The organism is Pandoraea aquatica (assembly GCF_902459565.1).
Taxonomy (GTDB): Bacteria; Pseudomonadota; Gammaproteobacteria; order Burkholderiales; family Burkholderiaceae; genus Pandoraea; species Pandoraea aquatica.
This window is the reverse complement of sequence record NZ_CABPSN010000004.1, coordinates 21,355-37,035: the sequence shown is the minus strand read 5'-3', so window position 1 is coordinate 37,035 and position 15,681 is coordinate 21,355. Positions and strand designations below refer to the sequence as shown.

Below are 15,681 nucleotides of genomic sequence, written 5' to 3'. Positions count from 1 at the left end.
GATGTGCGACGAGGAAGGTCATGACGGACGCGATAGGCGTGACGATTGAAAGCGACGAAGACGACATTGCGCAGACTTTCAGTGAAGACAGAGAAGTGACACATTGTACCGTCCGCTTCCCCGCATCATCAGTGCACATCGCGCGCGATGCGAAGCGAAACGTCACGAAACCTTATAATCGGCGCACTCACAACCTGCCGCCCCGTGCGGATTCCGACGGTGCCGCCATGAACGGCTGCCGCGACGCTCACACATGAACCCTGCCCCTGCGGCCGCCGGTCACCGGCAATTGCTTCGTCTGGCGGTGCCGATCGTGCTCGCCAATCTCACCCAGCCCCTGCTCTCGGCCGTGGACACGGCCGTGGCCGGTCATTTGCCGGGCCCGGCCTATCTGGGCGGTGTCGCGCTCGGCGGTCTACTGCTCAACCTGATCTTCTGGGGCTTTTCGTTCCTGCGCATGGGCACGACCGGTCTCGCGGCGCAGGCCTTCGGCGCGCGAGACGCACAACGCCTTCGCGACACGCTCGCCCGTGCGCTCGCGCTGGCCTTCGCCATCGGCGCAGTGCTGCTCGTGTTGCGCGTGCCGCTAGTGTCGCTGGGCGTCTCGTGGCTCGGCGGCAGCGCGCAGGTGCAAGCGCTTGGCCGCGAGTACGCCAGCATCCGTATCCTCGCCGCGCCCTTCGCGCTCGGCAATTACGTGGTGCTGGGCTATCTGCTGGCGTGTCAGCGCGTGCGTCAGGGGCTCGCGGTGCAAGTGTTCATCAATGTGGTGAACATCGTCGCCGTGCTCGCTTTCGTCAGCGGCTTCGGCTGGGGCGTGGCGGGCATTGCATGGGCGACGGCGCTGGCCGATCTGCTCGGATTCGTGCTGGGCGCCTGGCTGCTGTGGCTCGCGCGCACGCCCGGCCTGCCGCCGCTGCGCGTCGCTACGCTCGTCGAGCGTGCAGCGCTCTGGCGTCTGCTGCGCCTGAACCTCGACATCTTCCTGCGCACGCTGTTTTTGCAGCTCGCATTCGCGTGGTTTGCACGCGTGGGGGCGCGTCTCGGCGACACCACGCTCGCCGCCAACGCCCTGCTACTCAACTTCCAGACGTTCATGGCTTACGGTCTCGACGGCTTCGCACATGCTGCCGAAGCCCTCGTTGGCGCGTACATCGGGGCGCGGCAACGCCAGGCGCTGTTGCATGCGATCCGGCTCTCTCTGGGATGGGCGCTGGGGTGTGCGGTGGCGTTCGCGCTTGTCTACGCGATGGCAGGCGGCCTCATCATCGACGCACTCACCGATCAGGCGGCGTTGCGTGAGACCGCACGCGAGTTCCTGCCTTGGGCGGTACTCTCGCCTATCGTCGCCGTCTGGTGTTTTCAGCTCGATGGGGTCTTTATCGGCGCGACGCGTACCCGTGAATTGCTCACGTCGTCGCTGATCGGTCTGCTCGTGTTTGGCACCGTGATGCCCTTTACGCTGGCGGCGTGGGGCAACCACGGCTTATGGATCGCCCTGATGACGTTCCTCGCCACGCGCGGCATCGTGCTCGGCGTACTGCTGCCACGCATCTGGCGCGGCATGCCCCGTCAGGCGGCTTGATTCGGGTGATCTATCTGAAGGGGACGGGCGCGCTTGGCCCGTCCATTCACCGCATCGCGTGCTGCGATCTCAGCCGCAAATACAAGCCAGCGCCGCCGCATGCAGCTCGGCATTGGCGGCCGCCAGGACCTGCCCCTGCGACGTGAGCGTCAGCGGCTTGCCTTCCCAATCGGTAATCACACCGCCGGCCGCTTCGACCACAGGTGCGACAGCGAGATAGTCGTACGTCTGCAAGCCCGCTTCCATCACCAGTTCGATGTGCCCGCTCGCGAGCAGCCCGTAGGCGTAGCAATCGCCACCGAAACGACGACGGCTGACCGCCTTCGTCAGGCGTTCGAACCGGGCATATTCCGCCGCATCGAAAATGTCGGGCGACGTGGCGTACACCGTCGCGTCGGCCAGCGTCGTGACGGGACTTGTCGCGCACAGCTCGCCACCGAAGCGCGCTTCGCGCACGCCCGCTGCGACGTCGTTCACGCCCACCCAGCGCTCGCCCGTGGCGGGCATATCGATCACGCCGACGACCGGATTACCGTTTTGCAGCAACGCGAGCAAGGTGCCCCACAGCGGATGCCCCGTGATGAAGCTGCGCGTGCCGTCGATCGGATCGACCGACCAGACGAACTCGGCGTCCACACCGGTTTTGCCGAACTCCTCGCCCCAGATGCCGTGCGACGGATAGCGTTCAGTGATCTTCGCGCGCAATGCGGTCTCGACTTCGCGATCCGCAATCGTGACGGGGCTTTCGTCGGCCTTGTCGTCGACCGCAAGACGGCGGCGAAACCAGCCCATCGACAACGGGCGGACGGCGTCGGCGAGCGAGGCGGCGAACGCCGCATATTCGGCAACAGCGGGGACGGACGACATGCACGAATCTCCTGCAAAGGTGCCGCACGGTGCGGCAAATGGGGAAAACACTCGATGAATCGCGATGATACGCGTTCGCTAGTGACGCGGCGACGACATTCCGCGCGCAAATATACCTCGCAGGCCGCGCGCCGGGAACGCCCAATACTGGTGCAAATTTGCTATGCTCGCGGCCTGATTTGCCCCCTCTCACAGGACTCCCATGCTTTCCGGTCGCGGCGTGATGCTTTCCGTATCGGCGTCGGTCATGTTTTCCGTCATGCCCGCACTCGTGGCGCAACTGTCGCCCCTCTCGGGACTGGACGTCTTCGCATGGCGCATCCTGCTCACCCTGCCCGGCACGCTGGTCATCGTCACGGCGTTGCGCCGCTGGGAAGTCGTCGGCAGCACGTTCTCGCACGTCTTTCACCGCCCTGCGCTGCTCGGCGCGGTGTTGTTGTGCGCTGCGATGCTGGGCGTCCAGCTCTGGCTCTTCGTCTGGGCACCGCTGCAACAGCGCATGCTCGACGCCTCGCTCGGTTACTTCCTGCTGCCGCTCACGATGGTGCTCGCAGGCCGCACCGTCTATAAGGAACGCCTGAGCCCGTTGCAGACGGCCGCCGTCATCTTCGCCGCTTTGGGCGTCGCGCATGAACTGTGGGCGACGCGAGCGCTGTCCTGGGTGACGGCCGTCATCATGTTCGGCTATCCGCCCTACTTCCTGTTGCGCCGCCGCCTGCATCTGGACGCCCTGAGCGGGTTCATGCTGGAGATGCTCGCGATGGCGCCGGTCGCCGTCTTCCTCGTCTGGCACGCGTGGGCGCAAAACGCGCCGGTGCTCGCCGAGCCGCGTTTCTGGTTCTGGCTGCCCGCGCTGGGTCTGCTCAGTGCGAGCGCGCTCGCCAGCACATTTGCCGCCGCACGCGTGTTGCCTATCGGGCTTTACGGCATTCTTGGCTACGTGGAGCCGGTGCTGTTGTTCGCCGTCTCGATCACGCTGCTGGGTGAGCCCTTCACCGAACGTGGGCTGTGGACGTACGTGCCGATCTGGATCGGCGTGGCGCTGATCGTGTTCGACAGCGTGCGCACGCTGCGCCGCCAGCGCTCGCGCCGCCCCTCGGACGAAACGGCACCGCTGTAAGGCTCGCGGTCGGATTCGCTGTCGGGTTCGCTGTGGCCGATGAGGTACGACGTTCTGCATGGCAACATCGGCGCGTTATACTCGCGCAAGCTTGTACGACAACGACTATGAAAAATCTCGCCAGAACCACCATTCTGCTTTCCTCGGGGCTTCTCACGGTGACGCTGTCCGCCTGCGGCACGTCTGCACCGCTGTTCACTTCCGACGGACGCGCCACGCAGCAAATCCAGTGCTCCGCCACCAATTCGGGCGACTGCGACCAGCGCGCCCGCACGCAGTGCGCACAAAAGGGATACGACATCCTCACGCGCGACGTGAACGGTGGCGTCGCCAATCTCGTGATCGCCTGTCACCCGAACTAAACGGAACTACGGCACTTCCAACGACGTTTCGACTGCCGGCACCGCGCCCCACACAGGCGCGCGCCGGCCGTTGGCATTCCGATGAGTTCTTGCGCGCCGTCAAAGTCCCTCCCCGCGTCTGGGATGACATTCGCGGCACGCGGTGCGAGAATGGCCTGAGTATTCCCGATTGCCGCACGCTTTTTCAGCCCCAAGAGGACACCATCATGTACGAACGCATTCTGGTTTCGATCGACGGCAGCACGCCTTCGAACCGCGCCATCGACGAAGCGGTCAAGCTCGTTGCACTCAGCCAGGGCAAGATTCGCCTGGTCTCGGTCGTGCCGTCCCTCGCCAACGCCTACGCCGCCGGTGCCTACAGCGGCTTCGTGCCCCTGGAGAGCCAGGAGTCTTTCGAGAAGGAAACGGACGAGATTCTGGCCAACGCCCGCGCAGAGCTGCAAAAGCGCGGCGTCGATGCCGAGACGAAGATGATCACGCTCGAAGCCGGCACCGACGAGATCGCCGACGCCGTGCTGCGTGAAGCGCAAGAATGGAACGCCGATGTGATCGTGCTCGGCACGCACGGACGTCGCGGCATCAACCGTCTGCTGCTGGGTAGCGTGGCCGAAACGCTGTTGCGTATCACCACGGTGCCGGTGCTGCTGGTCAAGGCCGCCGACAAATAACTTCGAAAGCGCTTCGCCCCTCGTGCTGACGTCCGCCCTTCCGGCTCGCAGAACTTAGTCAGGAAAGGCCGCTACGTCAGGCGACGGTAATCAGGCGACAATGAGACGGCACGCTCCCCCGCGTGCCGTTTTGCTTTTCAGCTCAGGTTTTAGCGCGAGTTTCAGCGCGGTTTTAGCGAATCCCCGCGCGCATAAACGACTGCACGAACTGACGCTGAAACAGCAGGAAGGCGATGAACAGCGGTGCCGCAGTCATGAGCGTGGCGGCCGTGATCAACGACCAGTCGATCCCCTGATCCGTCGCCGCGAAGACCTGCAAGCCGACCGTCAGCGGACGCGTCTCCACCGAGTTCGTCACAATCAGCGGCCACAGGAAGTTGTTCCAGTGGTGACTGATCGACACGAGCGCATACGCCACGTAGACCGGTCGCGCCAGCGGCACGTACACGCGCCACAGCACCTGCCACGCGTTAGCGCCCTCCACGCGCGCTGCATCGTCCAGCTCGCGCGGCACCGTCTTGAACGCCTGCCGCAACAGGAAGATGCCGAACGCCGACGCGAAGTACGGCAGCGCAATGCCCAGAATCGTGTCGCGCAGCCCCATCCACGCGATGGTGCGGTAGTTCTCGACGATCAGCACGTCCGGCATGACCATCAGTTGCAGCAGCACGATCATGAACGCCACTTCGCTGCCCCGGAACGTGAAGCGCGCGAACGCGTAAGCGGCCAGCGTGGCGAGCACGATTTGCGCCACGAGGATCACCGTCACCAGCACGAACGTATTGATGAGATAGCGTCCGAACGGCGCAGCCTGCCATGCGTGGACGAAGTTCTCCAGCGTGAGCGGCGCATCGAGCACGAAGCGTGTGGCGTAGGCCGACGGATGGATCGCGCTCCAGATGCCATAGAGCAGCGGCAGCAGCCACAACAGGCCGAGCAGCCATGCGCCGGTCACGTCGAGCAGGTTCGCGTGTCCCGTCGCGGAGAATGCTCGCAGGGTCGGAAGCCGCGCAGACGTCTGCGTCGCGGAAGTCGCTGAAGATGGGTTGGCAGAGGTCGTCATTGGTAATGCGTACGTGAGTCGAGCAGACGGAATTTCACGAAAGCGACGATGGCGAGCAGCGCAAGCAACACCACCGTGAGCGCCGCCGCGTACGACGTATCCCAGAAACTGAAAGCCACCTGATAGATGTAGTACAGCAGCAATTGCGTGGCGTTGTCGGGGCCACCCCGCGTCATCACCACCACGTGATCGACCAGACGGAACGCGTTGATGACCGCATTGATCACCACGAACACGGTCGTGGGCATCAGCAGCGGCCACTGCACGCGACGGAAGAACTGCCAGCGCGACGCCCCTTCGAGCGCCGCCGCTTCGGCGAGCGTCGGCGAGATCTGCTGCAAGGCAGCCAGATAGAAGATCATGAAGAAGCCAGCCTCTTTCCAGATCGTCACGATCATGAGCGCGGGCAGCGCGGTGCCCGGCTGTCCGAGCCAGTTATGGTCGCCCCAGCCGAACACCTGCGAGATCTGCGCGATGAGACCGTATTGCGGTGTGTAGAAGAAGAGCCAGATGTTCGCCACAGCGATCATCGGCAAAATCGCGGGTGTGAAGTACGCCAGACGCAGCAGCGCGCGACCCGGCACCTGACGATGCACCCACAGCGCCATGACGATCGACAGCACGATCGCGACAGGCACCGTGATCAGTGCGAACAGCAGGTTGTTGCGCAGCGCCTGCCAGAAGACAGGATCGTCGACGAGCGCCTGATAGTTCTCGGCACCGACATACACGGACGATGCACCGGCGCGCGCCGTCGAGAACACGCTATGCCATAGCGTCGCAACGGCAGGATAGTGGGTGAAGGCGACCAGCAGCACCAGCGCCGGTAATAACAGCAGCCAGGGCACCCATGAGGGGGAAGAACGGTTCATCGTCGGTCCATCGGTTCAGCCCCCGGGGCCGTTGCGTGCCTGTCATGCATGACGTCGGCCCCGGGCTTCTACAGACTAATTCGCTTCCAGCATCAACGCAGCATCAGCGCGCGTACGGACGCAGGATGCGATCCGCTTCGCGTTGTGCATCGTCCAGCGCCTGCTTGGGCGACTTGGTGCCGGTGAGCGCGGCTTGCAGGCCGTCGCTCAGCGCCTTCGTCACGCGCTGATTGTCGTGCGTCGAGAACTCGGCAACGCTCACGCCGAGCTGATCGCGCGCCACGGCCGCGGCGGGCACCTTCTGCACGTAGGCCTTCATGGCCGGGGTTTCCCACGCGGCCGGCGTCACGGCGACGTAACCCGTGTCGATACCGAACTGCGCGGCACGCTCAGGCGTGGTGGCCCACTTGATGAACGTCATGGCTGCCTGCTTTTCTTCCGGCGTCGATTTCTTGAAGACGTAGAAGTTGCCGCCGCCCGTCGGGCTGCCGCCGCGCACCTTCGTCGGCATCTTGCCCACGCCGAACGGGAACGACGCATTGGTACGGATATTGGTCAGGTTGCCCGTCGTCGTGTAGATGATCGCGGTCTTCTTCTCGAGGAAGTCCTTCGGCGTGGTGCCCCACTCGATCGCGCCCGTCGGCATCACCTTGTACTTGGTCGTGAGGTCGACCCAGTATTGCAGCGACTGCACGGCTTGCGGCGCGTTGAGGAACGTCTTCGTACCGGCCGGGTTCATCAACTCGATACCCGCCGGCGTGGTGAACGCCTGGAACAGCCAGTAGGCAAAGCCGACGGACGGCACCTTGATGCCCCACTGTGTGACGTTGCCCGAGGCGTCGCGCTTGGTCAGCTTCTGCGCGTAGCTCACGAGTTCGTCCCAGTTCGCCGGGGCGCGGTCCGGATCGAGACCGGCTTCCTTGAAGGCGTCCTTGTTCCAGTACATGACGATGGTCGAGCGCTGGAACGGCACGCCCCAGGTGTGACCGTTGATGCGCGAGTTCAACATCAGCGCCGGGTAGAAACCGTCGAGCCACTGCTTGTCGGCGGCCGTGTTGGCAATGCTGTCGATGGGCACGACAGCGTCTTCGTCGATCAGCGTGAAGACATCGGCGGCGGCGAGCACGGCCAGTTGCGGCGGCGTGCCGGCCTTCGCGGCGGTCAGCGCCTTGACGACCGAATCCTGATAGGAACCGGCGTACACGGGCTTGATCTTGATGGTCGGATGATCCTTCTCGAAGTCCGCCACCAGATCGTTGATGATCTTCGTGACCGGGCCGCCCACGGCGACCGGGTAATAGAACTGGAGCTCAACCGGCTTCTGTTGCGCGAAGGCGTGGCTCGTCAGACCGCTAAGTGCCAGCGTGGCCAGACTGGCCGCAAACGTTTTCAGAATCGTGCGTCGCATGTTCCTGGGTTCCCCATGAAGCGTTGTGGTGATGTGACTGGTAGTGAGTGCTGGCCGCCCGGCCGTGTCGTCGACCGGTGCTGGCCCCCGCCCTGATTCAGGCGTGTTGTTCCGGCGTCAGTGCCATGGCTTGCATGTTTTGCGTGGCTTGTGGCGAAGTCGCGTCCGGCGTTTGTCCCGCGATGGGCGATGCAGACGATGCCGTCGACGGGGCGATCTGTGGGCTCACATTCAGCGTTGCATCGGCCACACGTTCGCCCGAGGTCGCGTCGAAAAGATGCTGGTCGACGCCGTCCCACTGCAAGCCGATGGCGTCGCCCGGCAGGAACGGTCGATGGCCCGGCACGCGCGTGGCGATCTCGCCCGCGTCGCCGAGGGCACACGCGACAAGCGTGTCGGCGCCCAGATACTCGACGGCGCTCACCGTGGCGAGTACCGCGCCCACGGCGGTCGGCGCGACAGCGCGAACGTGTTCCGGACGCAGCCCGAGCAGCGCGGCGTCACGCGACCCGGCGGGCTCGAGCGCAGGGCCGGTTTGTCCGGCGGGCACGAGGGCGTCGCCGTGACGTACCAGCTTGAGCAGTTGCATCGGCGGCGTGCCGATGAAGCTCGCGGCGAACCGCGTCGACGGCGTGGCGTACAGCGTGTGCGGCGCGCCGTGCTGTTCGATCCGGCCGTGACGCAACAGCACGACCTGATCGGCCATGCTCATCGCTTCGGTCTGATCGTGGGTGACGTAGATGAGCGTCATGCCGAGCTGCTGTTGCAGTGCGCGAATTTCACGACGCATTTCCTGGCGCAGTTGCGCGTCGAGATTCGAGAGCGGTTCGTCCATCAGGCATACGGACGTCTCCGCGATGACCGCGCGCCCCAGCGCCACACGCTGCTGCTGGCCGCCCGAGAGCTGCGATGGCTTACGGTCCAGATACGGTTCCAGCCCGAGCAGCGATGCGACGCGAGCGAGGCGTTGCGGATAGTCGCGCGTCGGCTCACGGCGCACACGCAAACCGAACAGCAAGTTTTCGCGCACAGAAAGATGCGGGAACAGCGCGTACGACTGGAACACCATCGAGAGCTTGCGACGTGCAGGCGGCAGCGCTGTGACGTCATCGCCACCGAGCAGGATGCGTCCGCTCGTCGGCGTATCGAGACCGGCGATCATGCGCAGCAGCGTCGACTTGCCGCAGCCCGACGGGCCGAGCAGGACGACCAGCGAGCCCGCGTCGGCCGCGAAACTCACATCCTGGAGCGCGTATGTGTCGACCCACTGCTTGCTGACGGATTCGATAACGAGCGATGACATGAGCAGATATGCGCTGGCCACACGAAGGCGGCTGGATCGGAAAAACCAGACCTTAACCGGCTATCGATGGCAGTTTGATGACATCGTGTGCACCAGTCCTGGCGCGGCTCTCGCGGGACAGGAATGTCAGGCATCCGATCAGTTGACGACATCAGTTGACGACGGGCGAACGTCGAATCCGGGTCTCGTCGCGTGGGAACTATGGAAGCCGAACGATGGCCGCACACGCTTGTGAAAGCGTGTGCGACTTCATGAACTCTGGAGGACTGCGGGGATGGCCGGCGTCAGGAAATGACGCCGTCGATGACACGGAAAGCGACGACGATCAGGCCGCCGCCTCACGACGCTTGGCGCGCAGCAGCGCCTTGGAGATGATGCGCGTCTCGGTGGTGGCCGCGCCGGTACGACGCGCCACGGCGTCGCGGAAGAATCGACGCGTCTCGTCGGCGACGGTCTCGCGCTCGTTGTCCATCGTGAGGATGTGATAGCTCTCGCCGAGCAGGCACTTCTGCTTCACTTCCGACGACACGCCGTTGTACACGATGCGCGCGTTATGCGGGCTGGCCGTATCGTCGTCCACCGCATGGACGATGAGGCAGTCCGCCGTCACGCGATCGAGACGATTACGCACGTGTGAGGCGAGCCGACGCGCGTTATACAGATGCTCGATGGGCAGCGACGCCGAGCCGATTTCCGAGGCGTCGTGCATCGACATGGATTTCTCGACACGCGCACGCAGCCGTTCGTTCTTCAGCCCGAACGGCGCCTTTTCGTAATAGCGATAGCGATTGCCGAACGGCAGGTGATACAGCAGATCGAGCAGCGGATACGCGAGCGGAATGGTCCAGCCGTCGTACACGAGCGTGACGGCCAGTACCGAGATCGCGGTCACGTCCGGCTCCTCTTCTGCCACAGCGAGACTGAGCGTCGCGCCCATGCTCAGCCCACACAGCGAGACGGTTTCGTGCGTATCGCGCAATTCGCGATACTTCGCGCGCGCCGCAGCGATCCACTCGCGCCAGTGCGTGCACGGCGAGCCGAGGCCGTAGCCTTCGATATGGGGCACCGACACGGTGTACCCGTCACGATGCAGCGCCTTGGCGACCGGACGCATTTCGAGCGGCGTGCTCGAGAGGCCCGGCAACATCAGCACGGCGTGTTCGCCGCCCTTGTAGAAAATGTCTTCTTGAAACATCGTTACACCCCGCCGGAGACGACAGGCGTCTCCGAAACTTCGGTCACTTCGCGCCGTTCAGGCGTACTGGTCTTCGCGTTACTCGTAAGTCCTGACGTGCCGTCGGGCCGATTGGCACCGGACGCCTGCGACACCGTGTGCAGCGACGTCACCGGGCGCACGGTCGGCCCCGAGTGCTGCCGCAAAATCACATAAGTCCCCACGTGCGCGCGGAAATGCTGAAGCTCGCAGTGGATCAGTTCGTAGCCGCCGTCGCGCGTACGCACGCGCAGGTTGTAAGCGCCGTGCTGCGGCGGTTCGCCCTCGAGCGAGAAGAGTCCCGCCATGCGCTTCGCGTCGTCCGGATGCAGCAGTGCGCGCAGACCGTCCCGCTTGGCGACTTCCGGCGTCACGCCCGTCTCGCGACGGAAATGCTCATCGATGAAGACGTAATGCGTGGCCGGGTTCGCCAGGTAGAAAATCGAGTCGAGGTGCTTCGTCAGGTACGTCATCAGGGCGTTGCCCAGTTGTACCGAATCGGTGAGCACCATGCGCTCGTTCTCGGCGCGCAGCAGCATCTCGTAACGCGTCTGCGCCACTTCCGCGATCAGCTCGGCGCGATATTGCGCGCGACGCAGTCGCTCGATCAGCGCCACGGCCAGCGGCGTGATCATCAGGAAGCCGGTGACGATAAGCACGTCGCGACGATCCAGTTGGGCGACGTCGCGAAACGGCGGCACGAAGAAGAAATCGAAGATCGGGATGCTGATGACCATCGCCATGATCGCGGGTCCCAGACCCCAGACGAATTCGACGATGATGGCCGCACAAACGAAAAAGAGACCCGGCATCGAGTGATCGAGCACCGGATGCAGGAGGCTGCGAACAAGAAACGCAGCAAGTACCACCATTAACGCTCCGACATACCGCTTGGCGCCGGGCTCCGCCCAACGTCGGGCGTTTCTGATTTCCATGATTCACCGCCGACGTTTGCCGACGCTCAATAATCCGAGGTTGTGCACTAAAAGGCGGCACACCTGTTACAAAATATTACGGATTATCGCACGTCCGCTCTAGACGTTCGGGGCCATCAAACCCTAATTCAGTCGCGCCTTAACAACATGAAAATGGCGGATCCAGCACTGGCGCGGCTGCGCGGCCAGTGCTGGTTCGGTTGACAGGGAAAAACCGGTGACAAAACTCGACAAAACCCTGCAAATCAAAAGGATACGGGGCCTTTTGGGGGACGATTCTGGCCGGTTTCGATGTCGTCAGCGCAGCATGGAAGACATGGCCGAGAGGCAATTGAGCATGCGAACGGCCGCCTCCACGGTAGGCGCTTCAAACTGCAACGTCACACCGTCGACACGTTCCAGCGTCGGCCATTGGCAGAAGAGATCGGCAAGCGCCGTGGTCTGCGTTTGCAGACGCACCTCGACAGGCGTTTCCACCTTGAAGGTGTGCCACTTGCGCGAGTCGGCCAGCGACACTTTGGCGGCCTCGCGAATCAGCTCGCACGACTGCGCCGGGTTGAGCGTCATGCCGCTGCCCTGCCCCCACGCCGACTTCGTCTGCACGAAGTGAGCGGACGGGAAAATCGGTTGCGTCTCCTCGCAGAACACGTCGTCGCCGCTCGCCATGACCACCGGCACGCCGCGCTCGCCGGCAAGCGCACCGTAAATCATCGCTTCGCCCGCCTCCACGCCGCCCAGCCACACGCGAGCGAAGGCGAAGCTGTTGATGGTGTGGGCCAGAATCCCGGCGCTTTGCGCCTTGCCGTGAAAACCGATCATGAACATCGCGTCGCATCCGGCTTCCACGCCGGCCGCCATGCTCAGGTAGCGCGGCTTGCCCAAAATGAGGCGTGCGCGCGGATCGAGTTCGTCCGGCAGCAGATTGCGAAAGCCCCCGTGCGAGTCGTTGACCATCACTTCGGTTGCACCGCCCGCGAATGCGCCTTCGACGGCGGCATTGGCCTCGCGGGTCATCCAGCGGCGGGCAAGTTCGTATTCACCGTTACCGGCGCGCGTCTGTTCGGCGTGGAAGACGCCGGCGACGCCTTCGATGTCGGTGGAAATCAGTATTCGCATAGTGTCAGCAATGTCTCAGCAATGTCCCGGCAGTGTCATCGATGGGGTTTCCCGGGGCTCGCCGGACTGCACCGGGCGGTATTCAAAGCGTCGCCCAGTCGGGCAGGACGTCGGCCAGCGCGCGACGCACGTGGCCATCACGTCCAAGGACCGACTCGGCGGCGAACAACGCGTGCAGGATGGCCTGCTCGGTGGCGTCGGCCGTCGCCTGAAAAATCGGATCGAGTAGCGCATCGGGCACCAGCGCGGCGGGCGCGACACGCCCCAGCGCGTCGTGCGGCACCGTATAAGCGGTGGTAAAAGCGAGTGCGACGTCGCCGCTGCCATGACCGTAGACGGAGCCGGTGCGCGCCAGCCCTGCCCCGGTGCGCGTCGCCACGCGGCGCAACTGGCGCGCATCGAGCGGCGCGTCGGTGGCGACCAGCATGATGATCGAGCCGCGCTCGGGCGCTGCGCTCTGTTCAGGCTGGGCAAGGCGTTCGTCGAGCACCGGGCCCACGTGGCGTCCGTCGATCGTCAACTGCGAGGGACGTCCGAAGTTAGACAGCACCAACACGCCGACCGTAAACGTTGCGCCAGCCGTCTCCACCACGCGCGACGCCGAACCGATCCCGCCCTTGAGGCCGAAGCTGGACATGCCTCGCCCGGCCCCCACCGCGCCCTGCGCGAATACCGGCGACGCATTCGCCAGTGCCTGCGCGTAGTGCGCGTCGGAGACGGCGAACGCCTGCATATCGTTGAGGTAGCCGTCGTTGCATTCGAACACGGTCGGGTTCAGCGACGGACCGCCGCGTCCGATGTCGGGATTCGCAGCAATCGCGGCGCGCAGTTGCCCCAGCACGACCTGACTGACGGAAAAGGTGTTGGTGAGCGCCAGCGGCGCTTCGATGACGCCGAGCTCTTCGATCTGCATGAGACCGACGCTCTTGCCGAAGCCGTTGATCACGGCGGCTGCTGCGGGAATCTTGGTGCGGAATGGGTCCCACTGTGCGTGGGGGGCAGAGGCGTCGGGTGCGCCACCCGCGTCAGCAGTGGAGGCCGGTGTCGGGCACACGACCGTGACGCCGGTCTGCACCGGACCGTCCTCAAGCGTGACGTGCCCGACGAACACGCCGGGCACATCGGTAATCGCGTCACGCGCCCCGGCGGGCAGTTGCCCCACGTGAGGCGCGCCGAACAAGGCTTCGCGAAATTCTGACGGGGGCATGGCTTCGCGCTCCTGCGGGAATATCAGTGCCGGTCGAGCTTCGGATCGAGCGCGTCGCGCAGACCGTCGCCCAGCAAGTTGAAGGCGAGCACGGTCAGGAAGATGGCCAGGCTCGGGAAGATGGCAATGTGCGGGGCATTGACCATATCGGCCCGCGCTTCGTTGAGCATCGCGCCCCACTCCGGTGTCGGCGGCTGTGCACCCAGACCGAGGAACGACAGGCTCGCAGCCGTGATGATCGACGTACCGATACGCATCGAAAAGTACACGACGATGGACGACACTGTCCCCGGCAGAATGTGCCGCATGATGATCGTCCAGTCGGACGCCCCGATGGAGCGCGCCGCTTCGATGTACGTCAGATGCTTGAGCACCAGCGTGTTGCCGCGCACGAGGCGGGCGAACGCCGGAATCGAGAAGATGGCCACGGCCACGATCACGTTGATCATGCCGTTACCCAGCACGGCCACGACGCCGATGGCCAGCAGAATGCCCGGGAAGGCGAACAGCACGTCGGAAATACGCATGACGATGCGATCCCACCAGCCTTCGTAGTAACCGGCCAGCAGGCCGAGCACCGTACCGATGATCGCGCCGAGCGCGACCGAGCCGAAGCCGGCGGCCAGCGAGATGCGCGAGCCGGCGAGCACGCGGCTGAAGATGTCGCGTCCGAGCGAGTCGACACCGAACCAGTGCTTCGCGGACGGCCCGGCGTTCAGGGCGTCGTAGTCGAAGAAGTTCTCTGGGTCGAACGGCACGAGGCGCGGCGCGAGAATCGCGACGACGACCAGTGCCAGCACGAAGGCCCCGGCGACCATCGCGATATGTTGCTTCTTGAACTTGCGCCAGAATTCGCGCCACGGCGTACGCACGCGGCTGTTGCTGGCGGCGGCCGTGTTCGCGGCCGTTGTCGGTTGGCTTGCGCTCATTGTGCTTGCCTCACTTGTAGCGAATGGTCGGGTTGATGACGGCGTACAGCACGTCGACCACGAGGTTGATCAGAATGAACTCAAGCGAGAACAGCAGCACCAGCGCCTGAATCACCGGGTAGTCGCGCATCTCGACCGAGTCGATCAGCAGGCGTCCGAGTCCGGGCCAGTTGAACACCACCTCGACGACGATCGAGCCGCCGAGCAGAAAACCGAACTGCAACCCCATCATCGTGACGACAGGGATCATGGCGTTACGCAGCGCGTGCTTGAAGACCACGCGCATTTCGTTGAGCCCCTTCGCACGCGCGGTGCGCACGAAGTCTTCATGCAGCACCTCGACGAAGGCCGAGCGCGTGAAGCGCGCCATCACGGCGGCCACGGCCGCGCCCAACGTGATCGAGGGCAGGATGTAGCTCTTCCACGAGTCGGCGCCGATGGTCGGCAACCAGCCGAGCTGCACCGAGAAAATCTGCATCAGCAGCATGCCCAGCGCGAACGCCGGGAACGAGATGCCGGAAACGGCAAAGGTCATGCCCAGCCGGTCAGGCCAGCGATTGCGCCACACCGCCGAGGCGACACCCAGCCCCATGCCGATCGCCACCGACCACACCATGCTCACCAGCGTGAGCCACAGCGTCGGCAGGAAGCGGCTGGAGATCTCTTGCGAGACCGGTTGCTTGCTGCGCATCGACAGACCGAAATCGCCACGCACCGCATTCGAGATGAAGGACGTGAATTGCGTGAGCAGCGGCTTGTCGAGGCCGAGATCCTGACGCACCAGCGCCACGGTCGCTTCGTCCGCCTGCGGACCCGCCGCCAGACGCGCCGGATCGCCGGGCAGCATGTGCACGAAGGCGAACACCAGCACCGCCACGATCAGCAGCGTGGGGATCAGGCCGAGCAGGCGTTTGAGAAAGTAATTGAGCATCGCAGTCTTGCCGAACGTCTTGCCGAAACCATGTCTTGCGGTAGACCGCGCCGCCAGCATCGGAGCCTCTTAGCTGGACCGGGCGGCGCGGGGAACATCACA

16 protein-coding genes are annotated in these 15,681 nt (G+C 64.4%); 5 read left to right on the top strand and 11 right to left on the bottom strand.

Annotated features, from left to right (window positions below):
• The first annotated feature begins 20 nt into the window (after positions 1–20).
• Both PAQ31011_RS26405 and PAQ31011_RS14470 read left to right on the top strand, forming a co-directional pair.
• The gene (locus PAQ31011_RS26405) at positions 21–257 is read left to right on the top strand and encodes a hypothetical protein (RefSeq protein WP_174990125.1); all 237 of its coding nucleotides are present in this window, start codon (positions 21–23) and stop codon (positions 255–257) included.
• Positions 254–1,585, top strand: a complete 1,332-nt coding sequence (locus PAQ31011_RS14470; protein WP_150576512.1) for an MATE family efflux transporter — start codon at positions 254–256, stop codon at positions 1,583–1,585. The genes PAQ31011_RS26405 and PAQ31011_RS14470 overlap by 4 nt, the downstream gene beginning before the upstream one ends.
• A 69-nt stretch (positions 1,586–1,654) precedes the next feature.
• On the opposite strand, the gene hisN is transcribed toward PAQ31011_RS14470, so the two are convergent.
• The gene (gene hisN, locus PAQ31011_RS14465) at positions 1,655–2,452 is read right to left on the bottom strand and encodes a histidinol-phosphatase (RefSeq protein ID WP_150576511.1); all 798 of its coding nucleotides are present in this window, start codon (positions 2,450–2,452) and stop codon (positions 1,655–1,657) included.
• Between the two features lie 202 nt (positions 2,453–2,654).
• Here hisN and rarD point away from each other — a divergent pair, with 202 nt between their 5' ends.
• The 3 genes from rarD to PAQ31011_RS14450 all read left to right on the top strand — a co-directional run bounded on the left by rarD (position 2,655) and on the right by PAQ31011_RS14450 (position 4,602).
• Entirely contained in the window at positions 2,655–3,572 is a 918-nt protein-coding gene (rarD, locus tag PAQ31011_RS14460) for an EamA family transporter RarD (RefSeq protein WP_150576510.1), read from the top strand.
• Between the two features lie 107 nt (positions 3,573–3,679).
• Positions 3,680–3,934, top strand: a complete 255-nt coding sequence (locus tag PAQ31011_RS14455) for a hypothetical protein (RefSeq protein ID WP_150576509.1) — start codon at positions 3,680–3,682, stop codon at positions 3,932–3,934.
• 206 nt (positions 3,935–4,140) lie between these two features.
• Complete coding sequence (locus PAQ31011_RS14450; protein ID WP_150576508.1) at positions 4,141–4,602, top strand: universal stress protein; 462 nt, start codon at positions 4,141–4,143, stop codon at positions 4,600–4,602.
• A 172-nt stretch (positions 4,603–4,774) separates the two neighbouring features.
• On the opposite strand, the gene PAQ31011_RS14445 is transcribed toward PAQ31011_RS14450, so the two are convergent.
• The 10 genes from PAQ31011_RS14445 to gsiC form a co-directional block, all read right to left on the bottom strand.
• Entirely contained in the window at positions 4,775–5,665 is an 891-nt protein-coding gene (locus PAQ31011_RS14445) for a carbohydrate ABC transporter permease (protein ID WP_246179587.1), read from the bottom strand.
• Positions 5,662–6,537, bottom strand: coding sequence for a carbohydrate ABC transporter permease (locus PAQ31011_RS14440; protein WP_150576507.1), 876 nt, complete (start codon positions 6,535–6,537; stop codon positions 5,662–5,664). Before PAQ31011_RS14440 ends, PAQ31011_RS14445 begins: the two co-directional genes overlap by 4 nt.
• 103 nt (positions 6,538–6,640) lie before the next feature.
• Positions 6,641–7,945: an ABC transporter substrate-binding protein gene (locus PAQ31011_RS14435; RefSeq protein ID WP_150576506.1), complete on the bottom strand. Its 1,305-nt coding sequence runs from the start codon at positions 7,943–7,945 to the stop codon at positions 6,641–6,643.
• 97 nt (positions 7,946–8,042) lie between these two features.
• Entirely contained in the window at positions 8,043–9,248 is a 1,206-nt protein-coding gene (locus PAQ31011_RS14430; RefSeq protein ID WP_150576505.1) for an ABC transporter ATP-binding protein, read from the bottom strand.
• Between the two features lie 325 nt (positions 9,249–9,573).
• On the bottom strand, positions 9,574–10,443 hold the full coding sequence (locus PAQ31011_RS14425) for an alpha/beta hydrolase (RefSeq protein WP_150576504.1): 870 nt from the start codon (positions 10,441–10,443) through the stop codon (positions 9,574–9,576).
• 2 nt (positions 10,444–10,445) lie between these two features.
• Positions 10,446–11,396, bottom strand: a complete 951-nt coding sequence (locus PAQ31011_RS14420; protein ID WP_150576503.1) for a DUF4118 domain-containing protein — start codon at positions 11,394–11,396, stop codon at positions 10,446–10,448.
• A 297-nt stretch (positions 11,397–11,693) separates the two neighbouring features.
• Positions 11,694–12,512, bottom strand: coding sequence for a M55 family metallopeptidase (locus PAQ31011_RS14415; RefSeq protein WP_150576502.1), 819 nt, complete (start codon positions 12,510–12,512; stop codon positions 11,694–11,696).
• A gap of 82 nt (positions 12,513–12,594) precedes the next feature.
• Positions 12,595–13,719 (bottom strand): DmpA family aminopeptidase, encoded by a 1,125-nt coding sequence (locus PAQ31011_RS14410; protein WP_150576501.1) that lies wholly within the window; start codon positions 13,717–13,719, stop codon positions 12,595–12,597.
• 23 nt (positions 13,720–13,742) lie between these two features.
• A complete protein-coding gene (gene gsiD / locus PAQ31011_RS14405; protein ID WP_150576500.1) occupies positions 13,743–14,648 on the bottom strand; it encodes a glutathione ABC transporter permease GsiD in 906 nt (301 codons plus the stop codon).
• A gap of 10 nt (positions 14,649–14,658) precedes the next feature.
• Positions 14,659–15,579, bottom strand: coding sequence for a glutathione ABC transporter permease GsiC (gene gsiC / locus PAQ31011_RS14400; RefSeq protein ID WP_150576499.1), 921 nt, complete (start codon positions 15,577–15,579; stop codon positions 14,659–14,661).
• Positions 15,580–15,681 lie beyond the last annotated feature (102 nt).